The sequence below is a fragment of the Rickettsia endosymbiont of Nabis limbatus genome, from assembly GCF_965196655.1.
In the GTDB taxonomy this organism is placed as follows: domain Bacteria; phylum Pseudomonadota; class Alphaproteobacteria; order Rickettsiales; family Rickettsiaceae; genus Rickettsia.
Map to the genome: position 1 here is coordinate 1,051,423 of NZ_OZ239771.1, position 22,065 is coordinate 1,073,487.

The window sequence follows — 22,065 nt, forward strand, 5'->3', positions numbered from 1 at the left end:
TATATTATAACTTTTATAACAACTTTAATCTTATACTATTTTTATTAGGTGAAGCAATAAAACTAATTAAGGTAATATGATCTTCAAAGCCATTTTTATGATTTTGTAGCAAAGAATATATTTTTTTAGAAATAGAGTAATTTTGACGTAGAATTAACGAGTTTGACTCGCCTATATTTTTTATTTCTCTCATTAACCCTAATGGATTATCAAATTTCAGCTCTACATTTTCGTAATCAACAATTACTTCATTAAAGCCCGCTTGTGATAATAAGATTGGAACGTGATCGAAATGAATAAACGGTGAGATATGAGGGGAATGTTGAGAGCTACTTTCTATCTCAAGCTCTATTAAAAATTTACGCAAATTTTGAAGACTGCTACCTCCAATAAAATTACCAACAAAAACACCATCACTTTTTAGGAATTTTCTTATATTAAACAAAAAACGCTGTAAATCATTTATAGAGTGCAAACCTAAAGAATAAACTATTAAATCAAATGAACCCTCTAGAAATTCTAAATGCTCCTCATCAATACATAACTTATTATTATGCTCAAATGAATCAAGCAATAAATGCGACATATCAGTTGCAGTAATTTTAGCATCCTTATAGATAACCTTTAATAATTTAGTCAGATAACCACATTTAGCGGATATTTCTAAAATATTAGAAAAGTTTTTATTGATCATTTTTAAACGATCAATTAGATCATCTGCTGCCTGCTTTATAAATAAGCTGTTGCTAATTCCAATTACTGCATTATTGCGGTTATTTTTTAGCTTCGATCGATCAAATATAGACATTATTAATCTTAATATAATTCTTTTATTTCTGGATAAGGATAGATTTGGTGAGGATAATATTTACCATCTTTTTTGCTTTTAAAACGTGATTTTGGAAGTCTTAATTGCATATCTTTTAGAAATTTTTGCTGTCTTTTTATGTGCATATTATAGGGAAAATTTTGATCTAATTTCGTAAAATCTGGCTGAAATAAATCAGTTTGATTTTTATTATTTGGAAAAGGATTTGCTTGGTTTTCTTTTGATGGTTTTACACTATTTAGGGCTGGATCTTTAAAATAAATAGGCTCTAATAACTTTTCTTTGATACCTTCCTTAAGATATTTTTTTTTATTTTTTACTAATGAATCTTTATTTTTAAAACTTTCCATAACATATATCGAATTATTTATTACATATTTTGATTTATTATCTTCTGCTAAAGCTTTATAACTATTTAAACATAATAATGCTATCAATATAAACTTTCTAAACATTAATACCTACCTATTATATTGAGTTTAATGATACTCCTCGCAGCAGAGCTACGAGGTATCTATCCAAAAAGTTTTAACTGTTTTTGTTGAAATGCTTTATAAGAAGGTTTGCCTGAACCTTGATTTTTTACATAATTACGTAATTTCCGCTCATCACCATGTTTACCTACTGTGCTCATAAAATATCCTTTACTCCAAAACTCACTTCCCCATAATTTTTCTTTAAGATTTGGATATTTCTTAAACATTTCCTTAGATGTAATACTTTTTATGATTTGAGTTATTTTTGTTGGGCTATACATTAGTATTGACTGTAGTAAAAAATGTACATGTTCTTTATCTACTCCTATTTCCAAAAATCTAATTTCATAACGAGCTTCTATGTCCTCACAAATTTTACATAAATAATCGTCTAGTTCCTCTTTGAATATTACTCTTCTATACTTTGCCGGTGTTACTAAATGATATATTAGTACTGTGACATTATCACTTTTATGTATATAACTGCTTTCTTCCATGCATCTAGTATATCACGAAGCAGACCTTCGGGGAATTAAACCCTAAGAGATTAACCCCTAAGAGATTAATAAATACAAAATGCAAGTATTAATGAGCAATTAATTATTTATTATATGAGGGTAACACAGCGTTATTATAGTATTTTTGCTTATAATATATTTTATAATTCTCACTTCTTATACTATTAGACCACTGTTCTTGCTGTTTTTTCATATTATAATTTAAAGAGTCAGATTTATTAGTTTGAAAATTATCTTCACAAAACTTAAAGAAATTTGAAATAATTACTTCGGCTTTATTGTTTTCTTTTTCAATAAATTGCGTAGAAAAATTGCTAGGACTATTATGATCTAAATAAAATTTTCTATATCCTTCATAAATTTTATTTTCTTTTTTAACCTGTTTTTCTGAAAAAGAAAATTTTCTTTCAAATGATTTATGTATTTCGGTGCAATCACTCCAGGGCAATTTTATAGTTTCTTGCTCTATTACTATATCTTGAGTAATTTCTGTAACTTGAATATCGTTAAAATTGGCATTAATTTTTACCGCACTTATTAATATTACAAAACATATTATTGATCTAATACTCATAAATTTAGTTAATTTTAACTGGGATTGGGACCATAATACTACTTTTATATCTTTTATTACTAGTAAAAAATGGCTTTTTTTGAACTTTATGATTACTGACTACAACCTTATCCACTAAAATATCCTCACTATTACTTAAGTAATTATGCAATGATTCTTTATAAAGAGCCATATTACTTGCTATTTTTACTACATCCTGTTTATACTTAAAACCTAAAGAATGAGTAGCTGAATGATAATGTGCTATAGCTTTATGCCAGTTTTTAAGTTGATCATATTTTGAACGTAGAAATTCTGCACCATAACGAACATTATTACTTGGCTCAAATGCTTGATCAAGAGAGTTAAAAGCCCCTAGATGATGCCTTAAATTAATCTGCATACATCCAACATCGATGCTTTCACGCCCTCTTATAATCTCTTTTCTTACAAAATTTACTGCCTCTCTTTTAGTATTAAAGTAATAACCTTTACCCTCAACATTAACAGTCCAAGGCCATACTACTCTAAGGTTACGAGTTTTATGTTTTTTACCCGACTCCTTTAAAGCAATTGAATGAAGCGTGTTAGACGGGATATTAAATTTTTTTTCAAAATAAGGGAAAAGTTTAGAACATTTTAAAGACTCAGCTATTTCAAGATCAGCAATAGCTATTGATGAAAAGAAGATATAAGGAATTGCGAAGATCAATAGCTTAACAAACATTTACCCTAAATTATTTTAATTATTTTTGGATAAATTAACGTAACATAACTTTTCTAATTAAGCAAGAAAAGTCATATTAGCAAAACTTACGCTATGTTTGGTTCTAAATATCGTAAAGATGGAGAACGAAGCTGTTGTTGCATATAGTCATCTAAAAGCCCTAACTTTATTTGGTAGACCGTTTTACCTATTTTATTTGCAGTTCTTTTGAGAAAAGCCCAAACTAGAAATGCACAACTAATGTGATTACGTTGGATACGCTGTTTTCTGCATTGGTAACGTTCTATACCAGTCAGTTGCTTAATTTCTCTATGCATGCTCTCAATTACCCATCGCAAGCCAAACTCATCTTGTGCAGCTTTAGAAGATTTTTGAGTTTTGTTATTGGTAACAACATAATCAACTCTGTTGGTAGAAACAGTAAATTTAAACAAATTAACATGCTTATTTTTGGCAAATCCTTTTATATGAATCTCCATTCCATTCTTAATTTCTTCATCTGAAAACGTCAACTTGCTAACAGCTTTATAAGGCTCGTAATCACACGTTTTACTAACATTTCTATTGGCTTTAATAGGGGCATAATAATATTTGCCCAAGGAGTCAACATGTTGCATAATTTTGTGTGTAGCATACCATGTGTCAAAAAGTACAGTTTGAAAAGGAATCTTTTTACTATAAACAGCATTATTGAACATCTTTAGTAGGTGATCTAGTTTCGTCGCTCCATCATGATCAGATGAAAAAATGCGATAATCTATTACCCAAAACTTATCAATATCGGGGTTATAATATACAAGACTCACTACTCCTATACCGGTAGTAACTCCACCTGTAGCTCCACTATACTGCGATCTAGCAACCTCTATTTTCTTTGTGTTCCTTTTGTTTAACACCGTATCATCAAATATTGTATATCCGTTAGATGAAAAGATAACATCATTCTTAATGTGTTCCCATAACAAAGAAGGAGTATATTTTTCATTTTCTAAAAATCTATTAATAACATCATGGCTACATTTCTTGGCATGTTCAGCGTAGTAGGTTAAACTATAATTCTTTTGGCTAATTGATGAAGAACTCGGCCGCAAGCGACCGAGTTTCAAAACAGGTTAAACTGCTTTGTTTCTTTTTCAATTTTATCCATTGCGTTTATTTGATTTCGTACATATTCACGAATTACCTCATCATTAACGTTACCTACAGTTTCTACAAAAAAACTTTGCGTCCAAAGTTTACCACCCCAAAAATATTTACGCTTTATTTTTGGATAAAGCTTGAAAAAATTTCTTGCAGATATGCTTTTTATTATTTGCATAATATACGACGGAGAAACTTTTGGCTCAGATTTTACTACCATATGAATATGATCAGTAGGTATCTCTAACTCCACTATTTCTATATTATAATCGTAACCAATCTTCTTTATTATTAACCTTAAGCTTTCTCTATAAGGTTCAATAAACACTTTATGACGATATTTTGGTATCCACACAAAGTGATACATTATTCTAAAAACATGATGACTATTACGCCTCAATTCCATTCTACTAAATTATAATATGCCAACGCTTATATTATAACGCTATCCATCTAGGGAGCAAGCTCCCTAGATTTTCGCTATGCGGTTAAAAATTGACAGTAATCTGTTCTATTAATTGGTATTGCTTGCAATCTGTTCCTCTTTGACATGTTTAATTATTCTTACAATAATTTATCACTCTTCCACTCATAGCGTAAGTTTTGACTATATAAATTGGTAATTGACGGATTAGACAAAAAAGTTTATTATCACCTCAAGTTAAATATAGTTAGGACATGTATGAAAGTCGTTAGTTCGTTAAAATCATTGAAAAATCGTGATAAAGATTGCCAAATCGTTAAAAGAAGAGGCAAGATTTTTGTAATAAATAAAAAGAATAAAAGATTTAAAGCAAAACAAGGTTAAATATTTTTAAAGTATAGATAAAATGGCGGGACACTCAAAGTTTAAAAATATTCAACATCGTAAAGGTGCTCAAGATAAGAAAAGAGCAAAAGTTTTTACTAAATTAATCCGTGAGATAGTTACTGCCATCAAAGCTGGCTCTACAAACCCCGATAATAATCCACGCCTTAGAACTGCTTTAGCCACTGCCCGCAGCCAAAATCTTCCTAAAGAAAGAATTGATAAAGCTATTAATAGTGCTAATGATTCTTCTAATAACGAGAATTATACAGAAATTAGATATGAAGGGTATGCACCCGGCGGTATTGCTATAATAGTTGAGGCTTTAACTGATAATAAAAATCGTACTGCTGCTGAGGTACGCTCTAGCTTTACTAAATATGGCGGTAATTTAGGTGAAACTGGTAGTGTTAATTTTTTATTCAAACATTGTGGTGTCATTCAATATCCTTTAGAAATTAGCTCAGCTGAAAGTATTTTAGAAACTGCGATAGAAGCAAGAGCGGATGATATAGTCTCAGATGAGTTATTTCATACTATATACACTGATATTGAAAATTTTACTAAGGTGCTGGAATTTCTAACGGATAAATATGGTACTGCTGAAGAAGCTTATATAGGATGGATTCCTTTAAATACAATAATTATCGATGATAAAGAAAAAGCTGGAAAGCTTTTAAAGCTTGTTGATCTTTTGGAAGAAAGCGACGATGTGCAGAGAGTTTTTGGTAATTACGAATTATCAGATGAAATTTATGAAATTTTACAAGGTAGCGAATGAATAATATTCAAATAATTATTTTAGCAGCTGGCAAAGGCAGCAGAATGGAGTCTGATTTACCAAAAGTAATGCATGAAGTTGGTGGCGTTCCAATGCTTGAAACAGTATTAAAGAACTCCCTTAAAGTAACTAATGACGTTATTATAGTTTATTCAGAAGATTTAAAAAAATATTTGATACCTTATGAAAATATGTGTCGTTTTGCTCTGCAAAAAGAAACTAAAGGTACAGCTCACGCAACTCATGCAGCAATAGATTTGATTGATGAGAATAAAACAACTTTAGTGTTATACGGTGATCACCCACTTATTACTCCAGACTTAATGAATGAATTAGTAGAATACCTAAATTTTAGCAATGCTTCATTAGTAACATTATGTTTTGAGAGAGATGATCCCGCTTTTTATGGTAGAATCTCCATAGATCAAAATGGTGAATTTTTGGAAATAATTGAATATAAAAATGCTACTGAAGAACAAAAGAAAATAAAGCTTTGTAATTCCGGAATTATGGCATTTAATCCTGGAATTTTAAATAAATATCTCCCCCTATTTGCTAATGATTCTAGGGATAATAAAGAAGTTTATTTAACAGAACTGGTAAAATTGTGTAAAGATAACGGAAAAAAAGTTTCGTATTTATTATCTGATAATCATGATCTAATTGTTGGTGTTAACACTAAAAATGAGCTTCTGGAAGCTAACAATATTTTTTCAAATAATAAATTATTATAGCTCTCATAAATGGATAATAAATTAAATTTGTATTTTAGATAAGAATTGCTTTTCATCTTAAATACTCATTATTCATGGATAGATGGCCGAGCGGTTTAAGGCGCACGCCTGGAAAGCGTGTTCACGGCAACGTGTCGGGGGTTCGAATCCCCCTCTATCCGCCAGCTAAAAATTAACACATATTAAGTAGTACTTTTTTCTAAAGCTTTTATTTTCCTTTCTCTCTACCGTTATATATTCCTAAAAAAATTGATATACGAATATACAAAACTCTTCATTATTTTGAATTTCTATTCGATTATACTACCAATCAAGTGATAAATTTTAACCTACAGTAAAAATTCCTATTGACTTTTATATAAAAAGGTATAATTTCTTTACAATTTAATTTTTCGTAAAGGGTTTATGCTAGGTTGCGCAAAAGAGCAAAGAAGCTTAACAAGAGAGCAAAAGCAAGCAGTTGGATTGCTATCAATCGGTACGTTTTTAGAGTACTTTGATTTGATGTTATACGTGCATATGGCTTTACTTTTAAATACTTTATTTTTTCCAGAATATGATCCATTTACTTTTGCACTGTTATCTGCTTTTTCCTTTTGTTCTACGTATAGCTTAATGCGATAAGGTAGTGACTTTTTTAAGAGCATAGTAAACCGCATCAAAAAAGTGCTCAAAATTAGAAACAGTTTTTCTTATTTCGTTCTTGATTTTAAACCAGTAATGCTCAATAGGATTTAAATCTTACTATTACCCACAAATTTTACCACTAACAATTGATAGCATCATTACGCTCTCTTGAAGGATTTCATATCCCCGCCATAAAGACATTGCTCCGGGCAACCCATCACTCTTTCTTGCCATAAAGCCTCCTAATTTACCAAGCAAAATAATAGCTTCTTTTATATTTGGAGGCTTGCCAGGAGTATTATTTGTTCTGTGCACGCGCATATAAAGCGTTTTCCATTCTTGGGTGGTAAGTATGCTATCGCAGCTCTCTTCAGGACAAGTTGAGGCTATTTTTGATAAATATAAAATTTTAAAAGCAATGAGGCTTTTTATGGCAATTAATTTTTGTAGCTTTGTTTCGGCAGATAAGCGAGAGGCTTCTATCTTGCATCCTGATTTCAGAACTCTAAAATATTCTTCTATTTTCCATCTTAGCTTATACCAAGTTATACGCTCAACAGCATCTTCAAAGCTACTCACGGGGATGTTGGTCAGTATAGTCCAATCGATTGCCTCTACTCCAACAGGGGCATTAATTTCTTTAGCGCTTACAACATAAACAGCTAATTTGTCACTGATTTTGTGATCAGTATTTTCAGGGCCATATAAAGATACAGACCTAATTGGTATGTGCCCATATGTGTATTTAATTTCAACATTTGCTTTTCTTGCTTTATGAAGTCCATTGCCTGGGATTTTCAGTCTAATCTCTTTCTTGGACTGTAGCTTACTTATTTTCGTTTGTATTTTTGTTTTACCATTTTCCGGGCAAATAAATTTCCTATCCTGTCTGTTGCGAATTACAAATTCTGCAGCTGATTCTTCAATTTTCCATAACAAATCAAAGATATCTGCTTCTCTATCTCCAACCGTAATAACTCTAGTATTTTCAGGAATATTGGCAATTGTTTCCTCAAACGCGTTAATCCATTTATAGCTTTCTTTATCTTTGATGTGAGTGATATACTTACGCCTTGCTTTTTCCTTCTGATCCTCTTCCCTTGCGATACGTGCCCAACATTGCTGAGAGGTAAGGCCTAAAGGCAGACCTCCTGGCGTCACTATAATAGTACTATGCATAATAAGACCCTGTTTGTGCTTTGTATAAGCTTTGGAGATACTGCCTAGCCCTTTTGTCTTAATATGAGTGTCATAATCCAGGTAAGTTGTATCCTGAATTGCAAACACTAAATTTTTGCCTTGGATTCTATTTTGTGTTTCCACATGATGCGAAGAATAGACTTCATCTATATCAAACTTATCATTGCTAAATAGTCTGTAAGCTCCCTTCGCATCTTTCCAGGATCTGCAACTTTGATTTATTGTGCCGGATGCTTTGCTATCAAGTAAGTTACTGGTTTTAATAAGCCGATTTATAAGTCTTTTATCTTTAAAGTCAACATGCCTGAGCTCATTCTCTAACCAACCAGTGCTTGATATATTTATCCCGTATGTTACTATATCTTGCATATCGCCTATCCTTCTTATTTAAAATGATCAGTGAATACTCTAGCAGCATTTTATAATTGTGGGTAATAGTAAGGGTTTAAATCAGGAGAGTAAGTTGGTAAAAATAAAATACTGCAACCAAAAGATTCAATTAACGTTTTCACTTTTGTACTTTTATGAAAATTAATATTATCCATTACTACTATCTGACCAGGCTTTAACTCTTTGATCAATATCTCTTGTACATAAGTTTCAAAAATGTCCTTATTACATGTCCCATCAAATATTATTGGGGCAATAATATCTTTGGCAGACACCCCAGCAATCATACTAATCTGTGATTTATGTTGATAGACCCTTTCACCATAACATCTTTGACCGATAATGCTCCACCCGTGTTCTCTACAGCTATTATCTTCTATCCCAGATTCATCGATAAATACTAAATCTTGTTTGTCTATAGTTTTTAGTTTCAATATAAACTCATTCCTTAGACCAACATCTCTTTTGGGATGAAGAAAAGTTTTTTTTATAACTATAACCTAATTTATTAAGCAATCTTGATATCGTACTTGCAGATACTTTTTGACTCCAGTTGTTAGCTAGTTCCATGGTGGTTTTATCAAAATTTAATTCTATAAATTTTTTAAATCCCTCTATGTCTCTTATTATTCTACGATGTCCTGTATGATAACCACTTTTTGCTTTGATATCGCCGGTTTGTTTCTTTAATTTTTTCCATTCTATTATAGTCTTCCTACTAATAGAGTATATCTCAGAAGTCTCTTTTATTGTTTTACCATCTGTTAAACTTTTTATTACTCATATTCTTAAATCGTATGAATATGCCTTTGCCATAAGTTTTTCATTTAGTATAATCTAACTCATACTCTAAGTCACTATCTTATCGCATTAAGCTATACCTTTTAAGACCTCTAGGAGCTTTAATATTTGGATATATAGGAGATCATCTGGGGCAAAAAATAGTAGTGATATTAACCACTATTTTAATGGCTGTAACTTGTGTAATTATAGGAAGTATTCCAACATATGCACAGATAGGAATAACAGCATCTTGGGTTCTTACTATTTGTCGTGTAGTTCAAGGAATGTCGGCTACTGCAGAATCTAGAGGGGCTGAATTATATTTGACTGAAAGCTCAGCTCCACCTATTCGGTATCCATTAGTAGCCTTAATAACTGTTTTTTCTGCAGTTGGTACTACAGTAGCACTCGGTATTGCAGCAATTTTTACCAATCAAAATATTTATTAAAATGAATCAAGTTGGCGTATAGCTTTTTTTGTAGGAGCAGGTATTGCATTTGTTGGTACTATAGCACGAACCAGCTTAAAAGAGGCTGATGAATTTGTAAATAAAAAGCAAAACTTACGCTATGAGTGGAAGAGTGATAAATTATTGTAAGAATAATTAAACATGTCAAAGAGGAACAGATTGCAAGCAATACCAATTAATAGAACAGATTACTGTCAATTTTTAACAATTAGCCAAAAGAATTATAGTTTAACCTACTACGCTGAACATGCCAAGAAATGTAGCCATGATGTTATTAATAGATTTTTAGAAAATGAAAAATATACTCCTTCTTTGTTATGGGAACACATTAAGAATGATGTTATCTTTTCATCTAACGGATATACAATATTTGATGATACGGTGTTAAACAAAAGGAACACAAAGAAAATAGAGGTTGCTAGATCGCAGTATAGTGGAGCTACAGGTGGAGTTACTACCGGTATAGGAGTAGTGAGTCTTGTATATTATAACCCCGATATTGATAAGTTTTGGGTAATAGATTATCGCATTTTTTCACCTGATCATGATGGAGCGACGAAACTAGATCACCTACTAAAGATGTTCAATAATGCTGTTTATAGTAAAAAGATTCCTTTTCAAACTGTACTTTTTGACACATGGTATGCTACACACAAAATTATGCAACATGTTGACTCCTTGGGCAAATATTATTATGCCCCTATTAAAGCCAATAGAAATGTTAGTAAAACGTGTGATTACGAGCCTTATAAAGCTGTTAGCAAGTTGACGTTTTCAGATGAAGAAATTAAGAATGGAATGGAGATTCATATAAAAGGATTTGCCAAAAATAAGCATGTTAATTTGTTTAAATTTACTGTTTCTACCAACAGAGTTGATTATGTTGTTACCAATAACAAAACTCAAAAATCTTCTAAAGCTGCACAAGATGAGTTTGGCTTGCGATGGGTAATTGAGAGCATGCATAGAAAAATTAAGCAACTGACTGGTATAGAACGTTGCCAATGCAGAAAACAGCGTATCCAACGTAATCACATTAGTTGTGCATTTCTAGTTTGGGCTTTTCTCAAAAGAACTGCAAATAAAATAGGTAAAACGGTCTACCAAATAAAGTTAGGGCTTTTAGATGACTATATGCAACAACAGCTTCGTTCTCCATCTTTACGATATTTAGAACCAAACATAGCTTAAGTTTTGCCTACTGTGCTCATAAAATATCCTTTACTCCAAAACTCACTTCCCCATAATTTTTCTTTAAGATTTGGATATTTCTTAAACATTTCCTTAGATGTAATACTTTTTATGATTTGAGTTATTTTTGTTGGGCTATACATTGGTATTGACTGTAGTAAAAAATGTACATGTTCTTTATCTACTCCTATTTCCAAAAATCTAATTTCATAACGAGCTTCTATGTCCTCACAAATTTTACATAAATAATCGTCTAGTTCCTCTTTGAATATTACTCTTCTATACTTTGCCGGTGTTACTAAATGATATATTAGTACTGTGACATTATCACTTTTATGTATATAACTGCTTTCTTCCATGCATCTAGTATATCACGAAGCAGACCTTCGGGGAATTAAACCCTAAGAGATTAAAATAATTTGACTATTTCAGAAAAAATTCATAACATTTATTAATAAACTCAATCTAAACAATAATATAATATATGAAAACAGCCTTTATCTTTCCAGGTCAAGGGTCTCAAGCCATTGGTATGGGCAAGGATTTTTACGATAATTTTAAACCTGCAAAAGAAACTTTCCAAATAATCGATGAAGCACTAAAACGAAAGCTTACCGATATAATTTTTAACTCTACTTCGGAAGAGCTAACATTAACTACCAATGCACAGCCGGCATTAATGGCTGTATCTATGGCAATAATCAATACTATAAAAGCCGAAACTGGTAAAAATATAGCTCAGCTATGCGATTATGTTGCTGGTCACTCTTTAGGCGAATACTCCGCTTTATGTGCTGCCGAAAGTATCAGCGTTGAGACTACTGCAAAATTACTCCATACACGCAGCAGCTCCATGCAAGAAGCCTGTTCTGCTAATATCGGAGCTATGGCCGCTTGTATAGGTATATCCATTGATAAACTTGAGACAATAGTAAAAGAAAGCAAATGTGAAATAGCCAACGATAATATAGATGGACAGATTGTTATCAGCGGTAAAGCGGAGGCAATCGATCATGCTATTAGTTTAGTTAAGGAAGCAGGTTATAAAGCCATAAAGCTAAAGGTAAGTGCTCCCTTTCACTGTAGCTTAATGAAGCCGGCAGAAGAGAAGATGCAAGTAGCTCTTGATAAAGTAGCAATTAGTAAGCCGCTAGTTCCGGTGATTCAAAACTATACGGCAAAACCTGTTACCGATCCTGTAGAAATTAAGCAAAATCTCATTTCTCAAATATGCGGACGGGTTAGATGGCGTGAAACTTTAGAGCTATTTAACACACTAGATATCACCAATATAGTAGAAGTAGGAGCAGGAAATGTACTAACAAATATGCTTAGAAAAATCAACTACCCATTTAAACTTAGTAATATAAGTAACGTAGAAGAATTAAAAGATTTTTTAGTAGCTTCTAACTTATAATATTTTTTTAGGGTAGCTTAATGAGAGTAAGTTTTAGTTTTCTAAGACAACTACTAGAATTATTAACTAGCGACTGGCAGGATTATTTAAATAACGCGAGTTTCGTATTCAAAAAGTCGCTGTATAGCTGATAAACAGTGGGTTACGGGGATATTGATAATACTGTTTTTGTTATAAAGTGAGTACAAAATACAAATTGCTAATTAAAATATGGTATTTATAGTATAAGAAAAAAGTTTATAGGTTATTGAAAAAACTTTAAGAGCAATAACCTATGATAATGGATTTTACAGAAATATTTTGTTACGTCGATGATTTTTTTCAAGAATTAGACAAGCATACAAATTCAATTACTAACCATAACAACAAATCTGGTCCTAAAAGTCGACTTAACAGAAGTGAGGTAATAACAATTATAATAGGCTACTGGCAGTCATCTTATGATTGTTTTAAGAATTATTATCTGAAGCAAATATGGATTTATCATCAAAGAGATTTTCAATTAGTAAGCTATAGTCAATTTATAAAAATAATAGGTCCACATTTACCACTATTAGTACTGATATTCAATTCTATTTTGGATCAGTGTGATGGCCTTTCTTTTGTAGATTCAAGTAGTATAGAGGTATGTAAGAGATACCGTATTTCAATGAATAAAGTGTTCGCCGGCATAGCAGCACGCAGTAAGACAACAAAAGGTTGGTTCTATGGACTTAAACTACATCTAATAATTAATAGAGCCGGTGGTATAGTTAAAGCATCTTTTAGCCCTGGCAATAAGGATGATAGAAAACAGCTGGAACTGATGATCAAAAATCTTTTTGGTAAAGTATTCGGAGATCGTGGTTATATTTCACAACAATTATTTCAACAACTGTCATTGCTAAAGTAAAAGGGACCAGTAAATTGCACGAAAAAGGGACCAGAGAATTTGGTGTAACCTAATAAGGTTATAATGTGCAATATTCACTAGATAATTAATTAAAATAAATATCTAGTGATACAATGATAAGAATAAATATGTACACAACAATTATCACCCTTTATAAGCAAGGCAACAGTCAAAGAAATATTGCCAAACTAACGAGAATAGACCGTAAAACAGTAAGAAAAATAGTAAACCGTTATGTAGAGTCTGGTACAGAATCTCCGGCACCCTATGAACGATCTTCAGCACTGGATTCTTGGCACGAACAAATAATTGAGTTATTAGAAAAGAATCTAAGTTACATAAGAATTTTTGAAGAGTTAAAAATTCAAGGTTATACAAAAAGTTATGGTTCGCTAACCCGTTATATCAAAAAATATAAGATACAAAATAACAGTTGCATTCGTTTTCATACTTTAGCAGGAGAGGAAGCACAAGTAGATTTTGGTGACATAGGCTTACAGTATAATTCTAAGGGGCGTAGAGTTAAAGCATATGTATTTAATATGCGTTTAAGTTATAGTCGCCTTGATTATTATGAAGTAGTGTTTGATCAAAGTTGTCAAACATGGATACAATGTCATATCAATGCATTTAATTATTTTGCTGGCAGTCCAAAAGTAATAAAACTTGATAATCTTAAAGCTGGGGTGGTAGATAGCAATTTCTATGAGCCCGTATATCAGAAGGAATACAAACGTTTAGCTGATCATTATGGAATTTTACTTTCTCCTTGTCGAGTGTATCAACCTCAAGAAAAAGGCAAAGTAGAATCAGGAATAAAGTATGTCAAAAATAATTTTTTTGCTGGACGTAAATTTCATAGATATGAAGAATTAACACATGATCTTGCTAACTGGTTAAATAAAGCAAATAACCGAATACATGGTACTACTAAAAAAATTCCTCAGGAACTATTTGAGCAAGAAGAAAGTAATAATTTAATGCCTTTACCATTAGAAACGTTTGATTTGTCATCGTGGCATAATCGAAAAGTAGCAAAAGATTGTCATATCACCATAGATAATAATTATTATTCCGTACCGGCAAAATATATATACAGTGAGGTACTGGTACAATTATCACCAAAACTTGTTCAAATATTTTCTATCCAAAATGATTTAATAGCAAGGCACGTTAGAACAGATGGCAAAGGAATATTTACCACTAATCCGTCTCATTATGCCAAATATAAACGTCTATGCCCAGGTTTTATAGAATATGGGGTCGTTGAAAGATAATTTTTGATAGTAAAATAAGAGGAAAGGAGGTAATAAATATTTTAAAAAAGAAATTCTGTTTAATATAGAGATAAATGTTATTCAATAGTGTAGTAATTTAATAGAGATTTGTTTACAGAGTTAGAATTTTTATTAATAAATTTCTTTAAGCCATTAAAGTTGTTAAAACCACTAATCGTTTTAAATTAAAACATATGGCATTCATAAATTCGGAGAATTGATTTTTGGCAATTCCTATATATCTAACCCGCTTATTATCTTTTGAAAATACCATCTCGAAAGGTGCTCTGATTTTCGTATAATATTTATCAAGGTCAAAATTCTTATCTTTCATATTATTTTTCTTTATTGCACAAAGATGGACTCCCTTTTTAGCTGCTGCATTCTTGGTAGAGATTGTACAATAACCTTTATCAACATATGTAGCACCAGAACTTGGCATAACATGCTTAAAACCTTTGCTATCGGTAACATTTGCAGGGGTAACTGCAACCTTATTGATCATGCCTGATTGAATATCAACACTCACATGTTTTTTATAACCATACCAAAATTTATTCCCTCCCTTACAGCCAATTTTGGCTTGTTTATCCTTTGCAACCTTAGGCAAAGTCTCATTATTCAATTTATCATATTTTTGTGCTCTTAGTTTATCACGTTCCTCCCAGAGATTAGCTTTTGAGATTAAATGAGAAGCATCTACAAAGGTAAATACTTCACCCATATAGCCTTGTACTCGTAGTTGATCGCGGAATTTTGTAAATATTTTTGATAGTAAATTAGTACCTATTTTTTTACGTATTTTACTAAATACACTATAATCAGGTGTCTTTTCTGTAAGAGCAAAATTACAAAACCATTTCGCCGCTGTGCTATCAGCTAAATAACGTTCTAATTCCCGATCAGATAAGTCTTCCATAAATTGTAGCAGCAAACATTTAAACAGCCTCTCTATACCATATCCTTTATAATTAGCTTCGCATTCTAATGCTAATAACTCAGCTTCAACTGCTTTGAATTTGAATAAACTTTTGAATTTACGATATTGATGATCCGCATTTACTAACTCATCTAAACTTACCATTAGCATTTGATACTCTGACATATAAACATATTTTTTATTTTTTTATTATACCTGCTACCCTCTCATCTCGCAACAGTCCCAATATAGTGAACATTATCAACAACAAATGCAGCAGATAGGAAATAATTGCAGTTTATTATTAGAGTTATTACAACAAACACGAGTAAATGATTGGCAACGTTGTGCTAGAGGTATTATTTCTTTACGTAAGGTTTACAATGATGAGTTAATAGATAAAGCTTGTCATAGAGCATTACATTACGGTATAAGTTCTTACTCTAAAATTAAAAATATCTTAAATAGTAATGCAGTAAACTTACCATTGCCAGAGTTTGGAGGTCAGAATGCAGAACTTGCTTAATGACCTACGTAGTTTTAGATTATCAGGTATAGTCAATAGCTTAAATGAAAGGATTATTTATGCTCAAAATAATAAACTAGGATTTAAAGAATTTCTCTCACTATTATGTGAAGATGAAAAATCTCACCGTAAGGATAATAATTACCGTCGTCGTAAAAGTGCTGCTAAATTACCAGTCACTAAAAATTTAGAAGACTTTGATTTTCAGTTCCAACCAAGTATTGATGCCAAAGTAATAAGTGATTTATCTACTTGTGATTATATTAATACTAAGGGCAATGTCATATTCATAGGTAATTCTGGAACTGGCAAAACTCATCTTGCTATTGGATTAGCATTAAAAGCTTTAACACGAGAATACTCTGTATATTTTACTACGGTATCGGATATGCTTTATAATTTACATATTGCAAGAGCAGATAATAGCTATCACAAAAAAGTTAAATTACTCTTATCATTTGACTTATTAATTCTTGATGAGTTAGGTTTTAAGCAATTACCAAAACATTCAGTAGATGATTTTTTTAATATTATTGCTAAACGATATGAAAATAAATCTACCATTATTACCACAAACAAGGATTTTGAAAGATGGAATGAAATATTTGCTGATGAGTTATTAACTCATGCAATTATTGATCGAGTAGTACATCATGCACATATACTAAACATCACAGGTAAAAGTTATCGTATTAATAACTATAAATTTGGAGGTCATTTGACATAAAAATTTTTACATATAGTGGTCCCTTTTTCGTGCAATTTACTGGTCCCTTTTTATTTGACAATGACAAACAACTTTTAGAGCAAGGAATTTTTATGGTAACTAGGGTAAAGAAAAATATGAAAAATAAACTTATGTCTATGTTGGATAAAATATTATTGCTTAAAAGAGCATTAATAGAATCTGTGTTTAGTAAAATTAAACTATTGGGGAAGTTTGAGCATTCAAGGCATAGATCAGTTACAAATGCCTTTGTGCATATGGTTGCAGCACTGATAAATTATCAAATGTCTGATAATAAACCTTCTATTACATCTCTCTTGATATGCTAAATCCTATGCTATATTAATTCGAAACTCGCGTTAAATAATGAAATAAAAAAACTTAAGATATTAAGTATAACAAAGACTAATGATGGTTTTTTAAGAAGAGAATGCTTTAAAATAATTTCTGATATAAGAAATTCTATTGAAAAGTATGAAATCCATAGTATATTATTCCTTTTAATAAGGCAAAATATGCAAGTTTTTTACTTACTAATATACAACATATATTAGAATTTAGTTGTTTTAACCAAAATACGGTAAAAGCAATAAAAAATATGCTACAGAATAATTTTAAAGATATATATGATCCTACAATACATCTAGTTGCTAATTATGATGAAGAGTTTTTAGACAATAGTTGTAGAGTAACAGAGAAGATAATTAAAGGTAAAATTATTACCTTTGAAAATTTTGATATCAAATATACCAATTATACAAAAGCAGAATTAAATAATATAGATAGCATAGTAAGCTGTATTAGAAATACTAGATAGTAATTTAGTTGCTGAGATAGCAAGTATTATTAATTTCATGCATCAAATTTATTTTATAAATTATTCTATTACTGAACCTACTATACTTTTTGTAGCTGCACATTTTGACAATTTACCAAATTTCCATAAAAATTTAGATAAAATATATTTTTCGATACCATTACAAAAATATGATTCTAAATATCAGCCTAAAAATTATTATTATTTTATAAATATTGAAACAGTAGTTTGGAATAAATTCTTAATTCAATATAAAGAATTATTTCATGACCTTGACGAAGAAAATTTAGATAGATTATTTAGTATTTGCAACGCTAATGATAGCTTAGTAAAATTGTTAGTTTCTGATTCTTATCGTGTTAATTTAGAAACGCGAATAGAAATTATTAAATCTAAGATAAATGAAGATAGTAAATTTATTTATAATAAAATTAGTCGACTTTTTAACACAAATCACTGGATTAATTTTGCCGCTTTTGTGTCTAAATTTGATGTATATCCTAATTGCACTAGTAAAGATAATTTTTTTAATATAGGTAATTCTACAATATCAGAAAATTATTTTGAGCAGGAATAATCTATTTCAAAAAAAATCTCATAAATAATTATATGAATAAAAAGAACAAAAGCAGATTAATCTCTTAGGGTTTAATTCCCCGAAGGTCTGCTTCGTGATATACTAGATGCATGGAAGAAAGCAGTTATATACATAAAAGTGATAATGTCACAGTACTAATATATCATTTAGTAACACCGGCAAAGTATAGAAGAGTAATATTCAAAGAGGAACTAGACGATTATTTATGTAAAATTTGTGAGGACATAGAAGCTCGTTATGAAATTAGATTTTTGGAAATAGGAGTAGATAAAGAACATGTACATTTTTTACTACAGTCAATACTAATGTATAGCCCAACAAAAATAACTCAAATCATAAAAAGTATTACATCTAAGGAAATGTTTAAGAAATATCCAAATCTTAAAGAAAAATTATGGGGAAGTGAGTTTTGGAGTAAAGGATATTTTATGAGCACAGTAGGTAAACATGGTGATGAGCGGAAATTACGTAATTATGTAAAAAATCAAGGTTCAGGCAAACCTTCTTATAAAGCATTTCAACAAAAACAGTTAAAACTTTTTGGATAGATACCTCGTAGCTCTGCTGCGAGGAGTATCATTTTTAAATTTTGCATATATAACTTAAAAATAACTCTAGAAATTCTTTTAATTAGCTGATATAAAATAATCCTACATAAACGGAGAGATGGCCGAGTGGTCGAAGGCGGCGGTTTGCTAAACCGTTATACGGGTCATACCGTATCGAGGGTTCGAATCCCTCTCTCTCCGCCAGTCGGGACAATTAGCCATTTCTTGTAATTTATCGAACGGAAAAGCCAGAGAGTAATCAAGTTTTTCGCCTCTCAAGCTATATCACCTGATCCGGCACTTGCTAATGTTAGCTTATGCCCTATTACTCTTGCTCATCAAATAAGATTTAAGGATTGTGTTTAGAGGTTTGCCTAAAGTAGGTAAGAGTGATTTTTTGTTATCACTATTCGTATGCTTAGCTGCATATATAGGATTTCTAGTATTTAAATCAATAATCACTCAAGATTTTTTATTTTCAAACTTAGGTAGAATATAATTATTTAAATGAAAGATTGCAAAGTATAAAGCTTTTGCAAGAATTATTAAATAAAGCACTAAATAATTTATATATAACACCAAGGAGTAGCAACTTAAGATAGTTTTGCTATTGATAAAATTTATTTATTCATTCTTTTTTTACTTAAATGCATATCTAGTGCTTCACAATATTTAAACATTTCTATTGTATCAGGATGCTTGACTCCAAACTCCATAGCTTGCGGATTACCAAAAGCTTTATACATACTTATATCTTTCTTTTTACAGGCTGCTTTTGCTCCTTGAAGATTCAAATAACTTACTTGAGCAATATTTTTACTATTTTTTCTATATAAGTTAAAATATATCATTTGTGCCTTTCTATAGCTTTTTAAAGCATCTTCAAGCTTATCCATCTCGGCTAATATATCACCCTGTACCACACATGCATTAGCTATAGCAGGGTTAGTTACCATAGGCATTTGTCTTTCTGCAAAGTTCTTATCATTATTTCTAAAAATCTCTAATGCTTTATTCACATTTGACAAAATGCTGCTGCTGATGAGAAATATATCTTTTTTTCAAGACATAATATTTGAAAGGAAATATTTTCATCCTCTTTTTCAAACCTTTTAGAAAAAATTTTAGTCAAATTTTGTATATCTATCTCTTCTTTATCAAGTGGGTTATATAAAACGATAGAGCAGTGTAATTCTTCTTCTAAATATTGTTTTTTAAAGTTTATAACGTTATCATTTTTATTATTATTTTCACTTAACATTGTTTTAACTGCTTTTTGGCTAAACAAATAGTTAATTTCAGCATCGTAGGTTTTACTTAAATCCCGATCCCAGAGTTTTACCATCCACGATTTTTCAGAATTTTTTATTTCAATTTCATGATTTTTAACTGCAATATCATATTTATTTTGATATTCTCTAACAGGACATTAAAAAAGTTGATATTAAAATTACCGGTTTACGCCCTATATTATCACCTATCCAGCCAAATAATAATGCACCAAAGGTGCCTAAATACGAAAGTTGAACAATAAGCAAAAGCTGAAAGCATTTTTACAGAATAAGTATTGTCCGGAGAAAAAAATATTTTATTAAGAAGTACTGCCATATGTACATATAAATATAAATATTCTAGGAATGTACCAAAAGTTTAATGAAGTGCAAGCTTCAGACATGTATAGACCTCCCTATATACTATTATTGATTCTGTATATAGGGAGGTCCATACCATTACTTCGTAAGTTTAAGATGGGTAGATAGTTAAGATATTTCTCAACCCTCTTTAGCTGGCTGTCCAGTATGTTTTGTCATGTGGGACACTAGCAATTTCTTGTAAAGTAATCAAGTTTTCTGCTTCTTAGTCGCAGGTTTTCAAATACAAAATTTGAAATTTTTTTCTAGAATTGTCAAACCTTTAAAAATTTTATATCTGTTTATCGTTATTTCGTGATACTAAATTAAGACCAAGAAAAAAGCCTAAATTAGTTTAATCGGCACTATTACCTCTACTATTTTACAACTAACAATTAAAATTGTTGACTTGGTTTAATTATTTCTATAACTTATTTTAAATGATACTCCTCGCAGCAGAGCTACGAGGTATCTATCCAAAAAGTTTTAACTGTTTTTGTTGAAATGCTTTATAAGAAGGTTTACCTGAACCTTGATTTTTTACATAATTACGTAATTTCCGCTCATCACCATGTTTACATACTGTGCTCATAAAATATCCTTCAAAACTTACGCTATGAGTGGAAGAGTGATAAATTATTGTAAGAATAATTAAACATGTCAAAGAGGAACAGATTGCAAGCAATACCAATTAATAGAACAGATTACTGTCAATTTTTAACAATTAGCCAAAAGAATTATAGTTTAAGAAGTATTGGTATGCCTTGAGTTTCATACCATGGTAACACGCGGTCATTAAGCATATCAGCAGCAGTTAAAGCTGTTTTATCAGTATATAGTTTAGCATCAGCTACTCTGCTATAGCTATCAATAAATACCTGAGAATAAACCTTACCTATACCCTTAAAATTTCCTACATAATATGTATCTTGGCATCCTAGATAACCTGGATGCTGTGTCTCAATCTCGCCATGGGCTTCTTTTTCGCTACGTCGTTTCTCTAGTACTTGTAACTGAGATTCAGTAAGTACAATACCATCCTGAGCCATCCTTGCTTCTAATGCTTTAAGCCTTTTATTGATATTGTTTAAATCATTACGTAACCAAATTGATCTCACTCCTCCAGGTGATACAAGTATACCACTCTTCTTAAGCTCATTTGATACTCTTAGCTGACCATATGCTGGATATTCTATTGCCATATCCATTACTGCCTTCTCTATCGCTGGATCAACTCTATTGGCTATTATTGGCTTTCTTCGACTAATTTCATACAACGCTTCTTCACCACCAGTTTCATACAGTTCTTTAAATCTGTAATAACTATCTCTGCTATAGCCCATCGCTTTACATGCTGATGATATGCTACCAAGACTCTTAGCGAGTTCTAGTAATCCTAATTTTGGCTTTATTATTTTTTGATTTAAGTTCATTTCTTATCTCCATTTAATAATTAATTTATTTTACTAAATGTAAGATAAAATCT

General features: G+C 30.9%; 26 protein-coding genes, 2 tRNA genes and 5 pseudogenes. 17 read left to right on the forward strand and 16 right to left on the reverse strand.

Annotated elements, in window-relative coordinates:
* Positions 1–13: 13 nt before the first annotated feature.
* The 7 genes from ACOAL3_RS06040 to tnpA (ACOAL3_RS06070) form a co-directional block, all read right to left on the reverse strand.
* Positions 14–808 (reverse strand): methyltransferase domain-containing protein, encoded by a 795-nt coding sequence (locus ACOAL3_RS06040; RefSeq protein WP_419234578.1) that lies wholly within the window; start codon positions 806–808, stop codon positions 14–16.
* Between the two features lie 8 nt (positions 809–816).
* Entirely contained in the window at positions 817–1,179 is a 363-nt protein-coding gene (locus ACOAL3_RS06045; RefSeq protein WP_419234579.1) for a hypothetical protein, read from the reverse strand.
* A 164-nt stretch (positions 1,180–1,343) separates the two neighbouring features.
* Complete coding sequence (gene tnpA / locus ACOAL3_RS06050; protein WP_419234569.1) at positions 1,344–1,802, reverse strand: IS200/IS605 family transposase; 459 nt, start codon at positions 1,800–1,802, stop codon at positions 1,344–1,346.
* A gap of 103 nt (positions 1,803–1,905) precedes the next feature.
* Positions 1,906–2,397 (reverse strand): DUF2532 domain-containing protein, encoded by a 492-nt coding sequence (locus ACOAL3_RS06055; RefSeq protein WP_395476355.1) that lies wholly within the window; start codon positions 2,395–2,397, stop codon positions 1,906–1,908.
* 4 nt (positions 2,398–2,401) lie between these two features.
* Positions 2,402–3,103: a lytic transglycosylase domain-containing protein gene (locus ACOAL3_RS06060; RefSeq protein WP_419234580.1), complete on the reverse strand. Its 702-nt coding sequence runs from the start codon at positions 3,101–3,103 to the stop codon at positions 2,402–2,404.
* Positions 3,104–3,189: 86 nt separating this feature from the next.
* On the reverse strand, positions 3,190–4,194 hold the full coding sequence (locus ACOAL3_RS06065) for an IS701 family transposase (RefSeq protein ID WP_419234581.1): 1,005 nt from the start codon (positions 4,192–4,194) through the stop codon (positions 3,190–3,192).
* Between the two features lie 11 nt (positions 4,195–4,205).
* Positions 4,206–4,610 carry an IS200/IS605 family transposase gene (gene tnpA / locus ACOAL3_RS06070; RefSeq protein WP_419234538.1) on the reverse strand — a complete coding sequence of 135 codons (405 nt, stop codon included), beginning with the start codon at positions 4,608–4,610 and terminating at the stop codon, positions 4,206–4,208.
* Positions 4,611–4,925: 315 nt separating this feature from the next.
* On the opposite strand from tnpA (ACOAL3_RS06070), the gene ykgO reads away from it, so the two are divergent.
* The 5 genes and pseudogenes from ykgO to ACOAL3_RS06095 all read left to right on the forward strand — a co-directional run.
* Positions 4,926–5,051 carry a type B 50S ribosomal protein L36 gene (gene ykgO / locus ACOAL3_RS06075; protein WP_419234582.1) on the forward strand — a complete coding sequence of 42 codons (126 nt, stop codon included), beginning with the start codon at positions 4,926–4,928 and terminating at the stop codon, positions 5,049–5,051.
* A gap of 22 nt (positions 5,052–5,073) precedes the next feature.
* Positions 5,074–5,832 (forward strand): YebC/PmpR family DNA-binding transcriptional regulator, encoded by a 759-nt coding sequence (locus ACOAL3_RS06080; RefSeq protein ID WP_419234583.1) that lies wholly within the window; start codon positions 5,074–5,076, stop codon positions 5,830–5,832.
* Positions 5,829–6,566, forward strand: a complete 738-nt coding sequence (locus ACOAL3_RS06085) for a sugar phosphate nucleotidyltransferase (RefSeq protein ID WP_419234584.1) — start codon at positions 5,829–5,831, stop codon at positions 6,564–6,566. The genes ACOAL3_RS06080 and ACOAL3_RS06085 overlap by 4 nt, the downstream gene beginning before the upstream one ends.
* Positions 6,567–6,642: 76 nt before the next feature.
* A tRNA-Ser gene (locus ACOAL3_RS06090) sits at positions 6,643–6,730 on the forward strand.
* 241 nt (positions 6,731–6,971) lie between these two features.
* Positions 6,972–7,181 (forward strand): annotated as a pseudogene (locus ACOAL3_RS06095) (MFS transporter); the annotation flags it as partial.
* 132 nt (positions 7,182–7,313) lie between these two features.
* On the opposite strand, the gene ACOAL3_RS06100 reads toward ACOAL3_RS06095, so the two are convergent.
* Genes ACOAL3_RS06100 through ACOAL3_RS06110 form a run of 3 tightly spaced genes read right to left on the reverse strand, consistent with a single transcriptional unit; the run spans position 7,314 to position 9,560 of the window.
* Positions 7,314–8,762, reverse strand: a complete 1,449-nt coding sequence (locus ACOAL3_RS06100) for an IS4 family transposase (protein ID WP_419234585.1) — start codon at positions 8,760–8,762, stop codon at positions 7,314–7,316.
* A 50-nt stretch (positions 8,763–8,812) separates the two neighbouring features.
* On the reverse strand, positions 8,813–9,217 hold the full coding sequence (locus ACOAL3_RS06105) for an IS630 family transposase (RefSeq protein WP_419234586.1): 405 nt from the start codon (positions 9,215–9,217) through the stop codon (positions 8,813–8,815).
* Positions 9,218–9,224: 7 nt separating this feature from the next.
* Complete coding sequence (locus ACOAL3_RS06110) at positions 9,225–9,560, reverse strand: helix-turn-helix domain-containing protein (RefSeq protein ID WP_419235606.1); 336 nt, start codon at positions 9,558–9,560, stop codon at positions 9,225–9,227.
* 101 nt (positions 9,561–9,661) lie between these two features.
* On the opposite strand from ACOAL3_RS06110, the pseudogene ACOAL3_RS06115 reads away from it, so the two are divergent.
* Together ACOAL3_RS06115 and ACOAL3_RS06120 are read left to right on the forward strand one after the other, a co-directional pair.
* Positions 9,662–10,162, forward strand: a pseudogene (locus tag ACOAL3_RS06115) (MFS transporter); the annotation flags it as partial.
* 33 nt (positions 10,163–10,195) lie between these two features.
* Positions 10,196–11,227, forward strand: coding sequence for an IS701 family transposase (locus ACOAL3_RS06120; protein WP_473198140.1), 1,032 nt, complete (start codon positions 10,196–10,198; stop codon positions 11,225–11,227).
* Positions 11,228–11,229: 2 nt separating this feature from the next.
* On the opposite strand, the pseudogene tnpA (ACOAL3_RS06125) reads toward ACOAL3_RS06120, so the two are convergent.
* Positions 11,230–11,586: pseudogene (tnpA, locus tag ACOAL3_RS06125) on the reverse strand (IS200/IS605 family transposase); the annotation flags it as partial.
* Positions 11,587–11,711: 125 nt separating this feature from the next.
* On the opposite strand from tnpA (ACOAL3_RS06125), the gene fabD reads away from it, so the two are divergent.
* The 3 genes from fabD (at position 11,712) to istA (ending at position 14,813) form a co-directional block, all read left to right on the forward strand.
* Positions 11,712–12,644 (forward strand): ACP S-malonyltransferase, encoded by a 933-nt coding sequence (gene fabD, locus ACOAL3_RS06130; protein ID WP_419234587.1) that lies wholly within the window; start codon positions 11,712–11,714, stop codon positions 12,642–12,644.
* Between the two features lie 280 nt (positions 12,645–12,924).
* On the forward strand, positions 12,925–13,536 hold the full coding sequence (locus ACOAL3_RS06135; RefSeq protein WP_419234588.1) for an IS982 family transposase: 612 nt from the start codon (positions 12,925–12,927) through the stop codon (positions 13,534–13,536).
* A gap of 128 nt (positions 13,537–13,664) precedes the next feature.
* Positions 13,665–14,813, forward strand: a complete 1,149-nt coding sequence (gene istA / locus ACOAL3_RS06140; protein ID WP_419234589.1) for an IS21 family transposase — start codon at positions 13,665–13,667, stop codon at positions 14,811–14,813.
* 145 nt (positions 14,814–14,958) lie between these two features.
* On the opposite strand, the gene ACOAL3_RS06145 is transcribed toward istA, so the two are convergent.
* A complete protein-coding gene (locus tag ACOAL3_RS06145) occupies positions 14,959–15,918 on the reverse strand; it encodes a transposase (protein WP_419234543.1) in 960 nt (319 codons plus the stop codon).
* 85 nt (positions 15,919–16,003) lie between these two features.
* On the opposite strand from ACOAL3_RS06145, the gene ACOAL3_RS06150 reads away from it, so the two are divergent.
* The 7 genes and pseudogenes from ACOAL3_RS06150 to ACOAL3_RS06180 all read left to right on the forward strand — a co-directional run bounded on the left by ACOAL3_RS06150 (position 16,004) and on the right by ACOAL3_RS06180 (position 19,152).
* Complete coding sequence (locus ACOAL3_RS06150) at positions 16,004–16,258, forward strand: hypothetical protein (protein WP_419234590.1); 255 nt, start codon at positions 16,004–16,006, stop codon at positions 16,256–16,258.
* Entirely contained in the window at positions 16,242–16,985 is a 744-nt protein-coding gene (gene istB / locus ACOAL3_RS06155) for an IS21-like element helper ATPase IstB (protein ID WP_419234522.1), read from the forward strand. Before ACOAL3_RS06150 ends, istB begins: the two co-directional genes overlap by 17 nt.
* Positions 16,986–17,050: 65 nt before the next feature.
* Positions 17,051–17,314, forward strand: a pseudogene (locus ACOAL3_RS06160) (transposase); the annotation flags it as partial.
* A gap of 269 nt (positions 17,315–17,583) precedes the next feature.
* Positions 17,584–17,802, forward strand: a complete 219-nt coding sequence (locus ACOAL3_RS06165) for a hypothetical protein (RefSeq protein ID WP_419234591.1) — start codon at positions 17,584–17,586, stop codon at positions 17,800–17,802.
* Between the two features lie 37 nt (positions 17,803–17,839).
* On the forward strand, positions 17,840–18,379 hold the full coding sequence (locus ACOAL3_RS06170; RefSeq protein WP_419234592.1) for a hypothetical protein: 540 nt from the start codon (positions 17,840–17,842) through the stop codon (positions 18,377–18,379).
* Between the two features lie 110 nt (positions 18,380–18,489).
* A complete protein-coding gene (tnpA, locus tag ACOAL3_RS06175; RefSeq protein WP_419234569.1) occupies positions 18,490–18,948 on the forward strand; it encodes an IS200/IS605 family transposase in 459 nt (152 codons plus the stop codon).
* A gap of 112 nt (positions 18,949–19,060) precedes the next feature.
* Positions 19,061–19,152, forward strand: a tRNA-Ser gene (locus ACOAL3_RS06180).
* 416 nt (positions 19,153–19,568) lie between these two features.
* Here the strand turns inward: ACOAL3_RS06180 and ACOAL3_RS06185 are convergent.
* The 4 genes and pseudogenes from ACOAL3_RS06185 to ACOAL3_RS06200 form a co-directional block, all read right to left on the reverse strand.
* On the reverse strand, positions 19,569–19,976 hold the full coding sequence (locus ACOAL3_RS06185; RefSeq protein ID WP_419234593.1) for a hypothetical protein: 408 nt from the start codon (positions 19,974–19,976) through the stop codon (positions 19,569–19,571).
* Positions 19,964–20,293: a hypothetical protein gene (locus ACOAL3_RS06190; protein WP_419234594.1), complete on the reverse strand. Its 330-nt coding sequence runs from the start codon at positions 20,291–20,293 to the stop codon at positions 19,964–19,966. Before ACOAL3_RS06190 ends, ACOAL3_RS06185 begins: the two co-directional genes overlap by 13 nt.
* Before the next feature lie 758 nt (positions 20,294–21,051).
* Positions 21,052–21,243: a hypothetical protein gene (locus tag ACOAL3_RS06195; RefSeq protein ID WP_419234595.1), complete on the reverse strand. Its 192-nt coding sequence runs from the start codon at positions 21,241–21,243 to the stop codon at positions 21,052–21,054.
* An 85-nt stretch (positions 21,244–21,328) separates the two neighbouring features.
* A pseudogene (locus tag ACOAL3_RS06200) lies at positions 21,329–22,012 on the reverse strand (helix-turn-helix domain-containing protein); the annotation flags it as partial.
* Positions 22,013–22,065: the final 53 nt, after the last annotated feature.

Excerpts from the sequence above, each read along its gene's own strand:
- ACOAL3_RS06040 (WP_419234578.1), bottom strand. The coding sequence starts at position 808 with ATGTCTATATTTGATCGATCGAAGCTAAAAAATAACCGCAATAATGCA.
- ACOAL3_RS06045 (WP_419234579.1), bottom strand. The coding sequence starts at position 1,179 with ATGGAAAGTTTTAAAAATAAAGATTCATTAGTAAAAAATAAAAAAAAA.
- tnpA (WP_419234569.1), bottom strand. The coding sequence starts at position 1,802 with ATGGAAGAAAGCAGTTATATACATAAAAGTGATAATGTCACAGTACTA.
- ACOAL3_RS06055 (WP_395476355.1), bottom strand. The coding sequence starts at position 2,397 with ATGAGTATTAGATCAATAATATGTTTTGTAATATTAATAAGTGCGGTA.
- ACOAL3_RS06060 (WP_419234580.1), bottom strand. The coding sequence starts at position 3,103 with ATGTTTGTTAAGCTATTGATCTTCGCAATTCCTTATATCTTCTTTTCA.
- tnpA (WP_419234538.1), bottom strand. The coding sequence starts at position 4,610 with ATGTATCACTTTGTGTGGATACCAAAATATCGTCATAAAGTGTTTATT.
- ykgO (WP_419234582.1), top strand. The coding sequence starts at position 4,926 with ATGAAAGTCGTTAGTTCGTTAAAATCATTGAAAAATCGTGATAAAGAT.
- ACOAL3_RS06080 (WP_419234583.1), top strand. The coding sequence starts at position 5,074 with ATGGCGGGACACTCAAAGTTTAAAAATATTCAACATCGTAAAGGTGCT.
- ACOAL3_RS06085 (WP_419234584.1), top strand. The coding sequence starts at position 5,829 with ATGAATAATATTCAAATAATTATTTTAGCAGCTGGCAAAGGCAGCAGA.
- ACOAL3_RS06100 (WP_419234585.1), bottom strand. The coding sequence starts at position 8,762 with ATGCAAGATATAGTAACATACGGGATAAATATATCAAGCACTGGTTGG.
- fabD (WP_419234587.1), top strand. The coding sequence starts at position 11,712 with ATGAAAACAGCCTTTATCTTTCCAGGTCAAGGGTCTCAAGCCATTGGT.
- ACOAL3_RS06135 (WP_419234588.1), top strand. The coding sequence starts at position 12,925 with ATGGATTTTACAGAAATATTTTGTTACGTCGATGATTTTTTTCAAGAA.
- istA (WP_419234589.1), top strand. The coding sequence starts at position 13,665 with ATGTACACAACAATTATCACCCTTTATAAGCAAGGCAACAGTCAAAGA.
- ACOAL3_RS06145 (WP_419234543.1), bottom strand. The coding sequence starts at position 15,918 with ATGTCAGAGTATCAAATGCTAATGGTAAGTTTAGATGAGTTAGTAAAT.
- ACOAL3_RS06150 (WP_419234590.1), top strand. The coding sequence starts at position 16,004 with ATGCAGCAGATAGGAAATAATTGCAGTTTATTATTAGAGTTATTACAA.
- istB (WP_419234522.1), top strand. The coding sequence starts at position 16,242 with ATGCAGAACTTGCTTAATGACCTACGTAGTTTTAGATTATCAGGTATA.
- ACOAL3_RS06165 (WP_419234591.1), top strand. The coding sequence starts at position 17,584 with ATGCTACAGAATAATTTTAAAGATATATATGATCCTACAATACATCTA.
- ACOAL3_RS06170 (WP_419234592.1), top strand. The coding sequence starts at position 17,840 with ATGCATCAAATTTATTTTATAAATTATTCTATTACTGAACCTACTATA.
- tnpA (WP_419234569.1), top strand. The coding sequence starts at position 18,490 with ATGGAAGAAAGCAGTTATATACATAAAAGTGATAATGTCACAGTACTA.
- ACOAL3_RS06190 (WP_419234594.1), bottom strand. The coding sequence starts at position 20,293 with ATGGTAAAACTCTGGGATCGGGATTTAAGTAAAACCTACGATGCTGAA.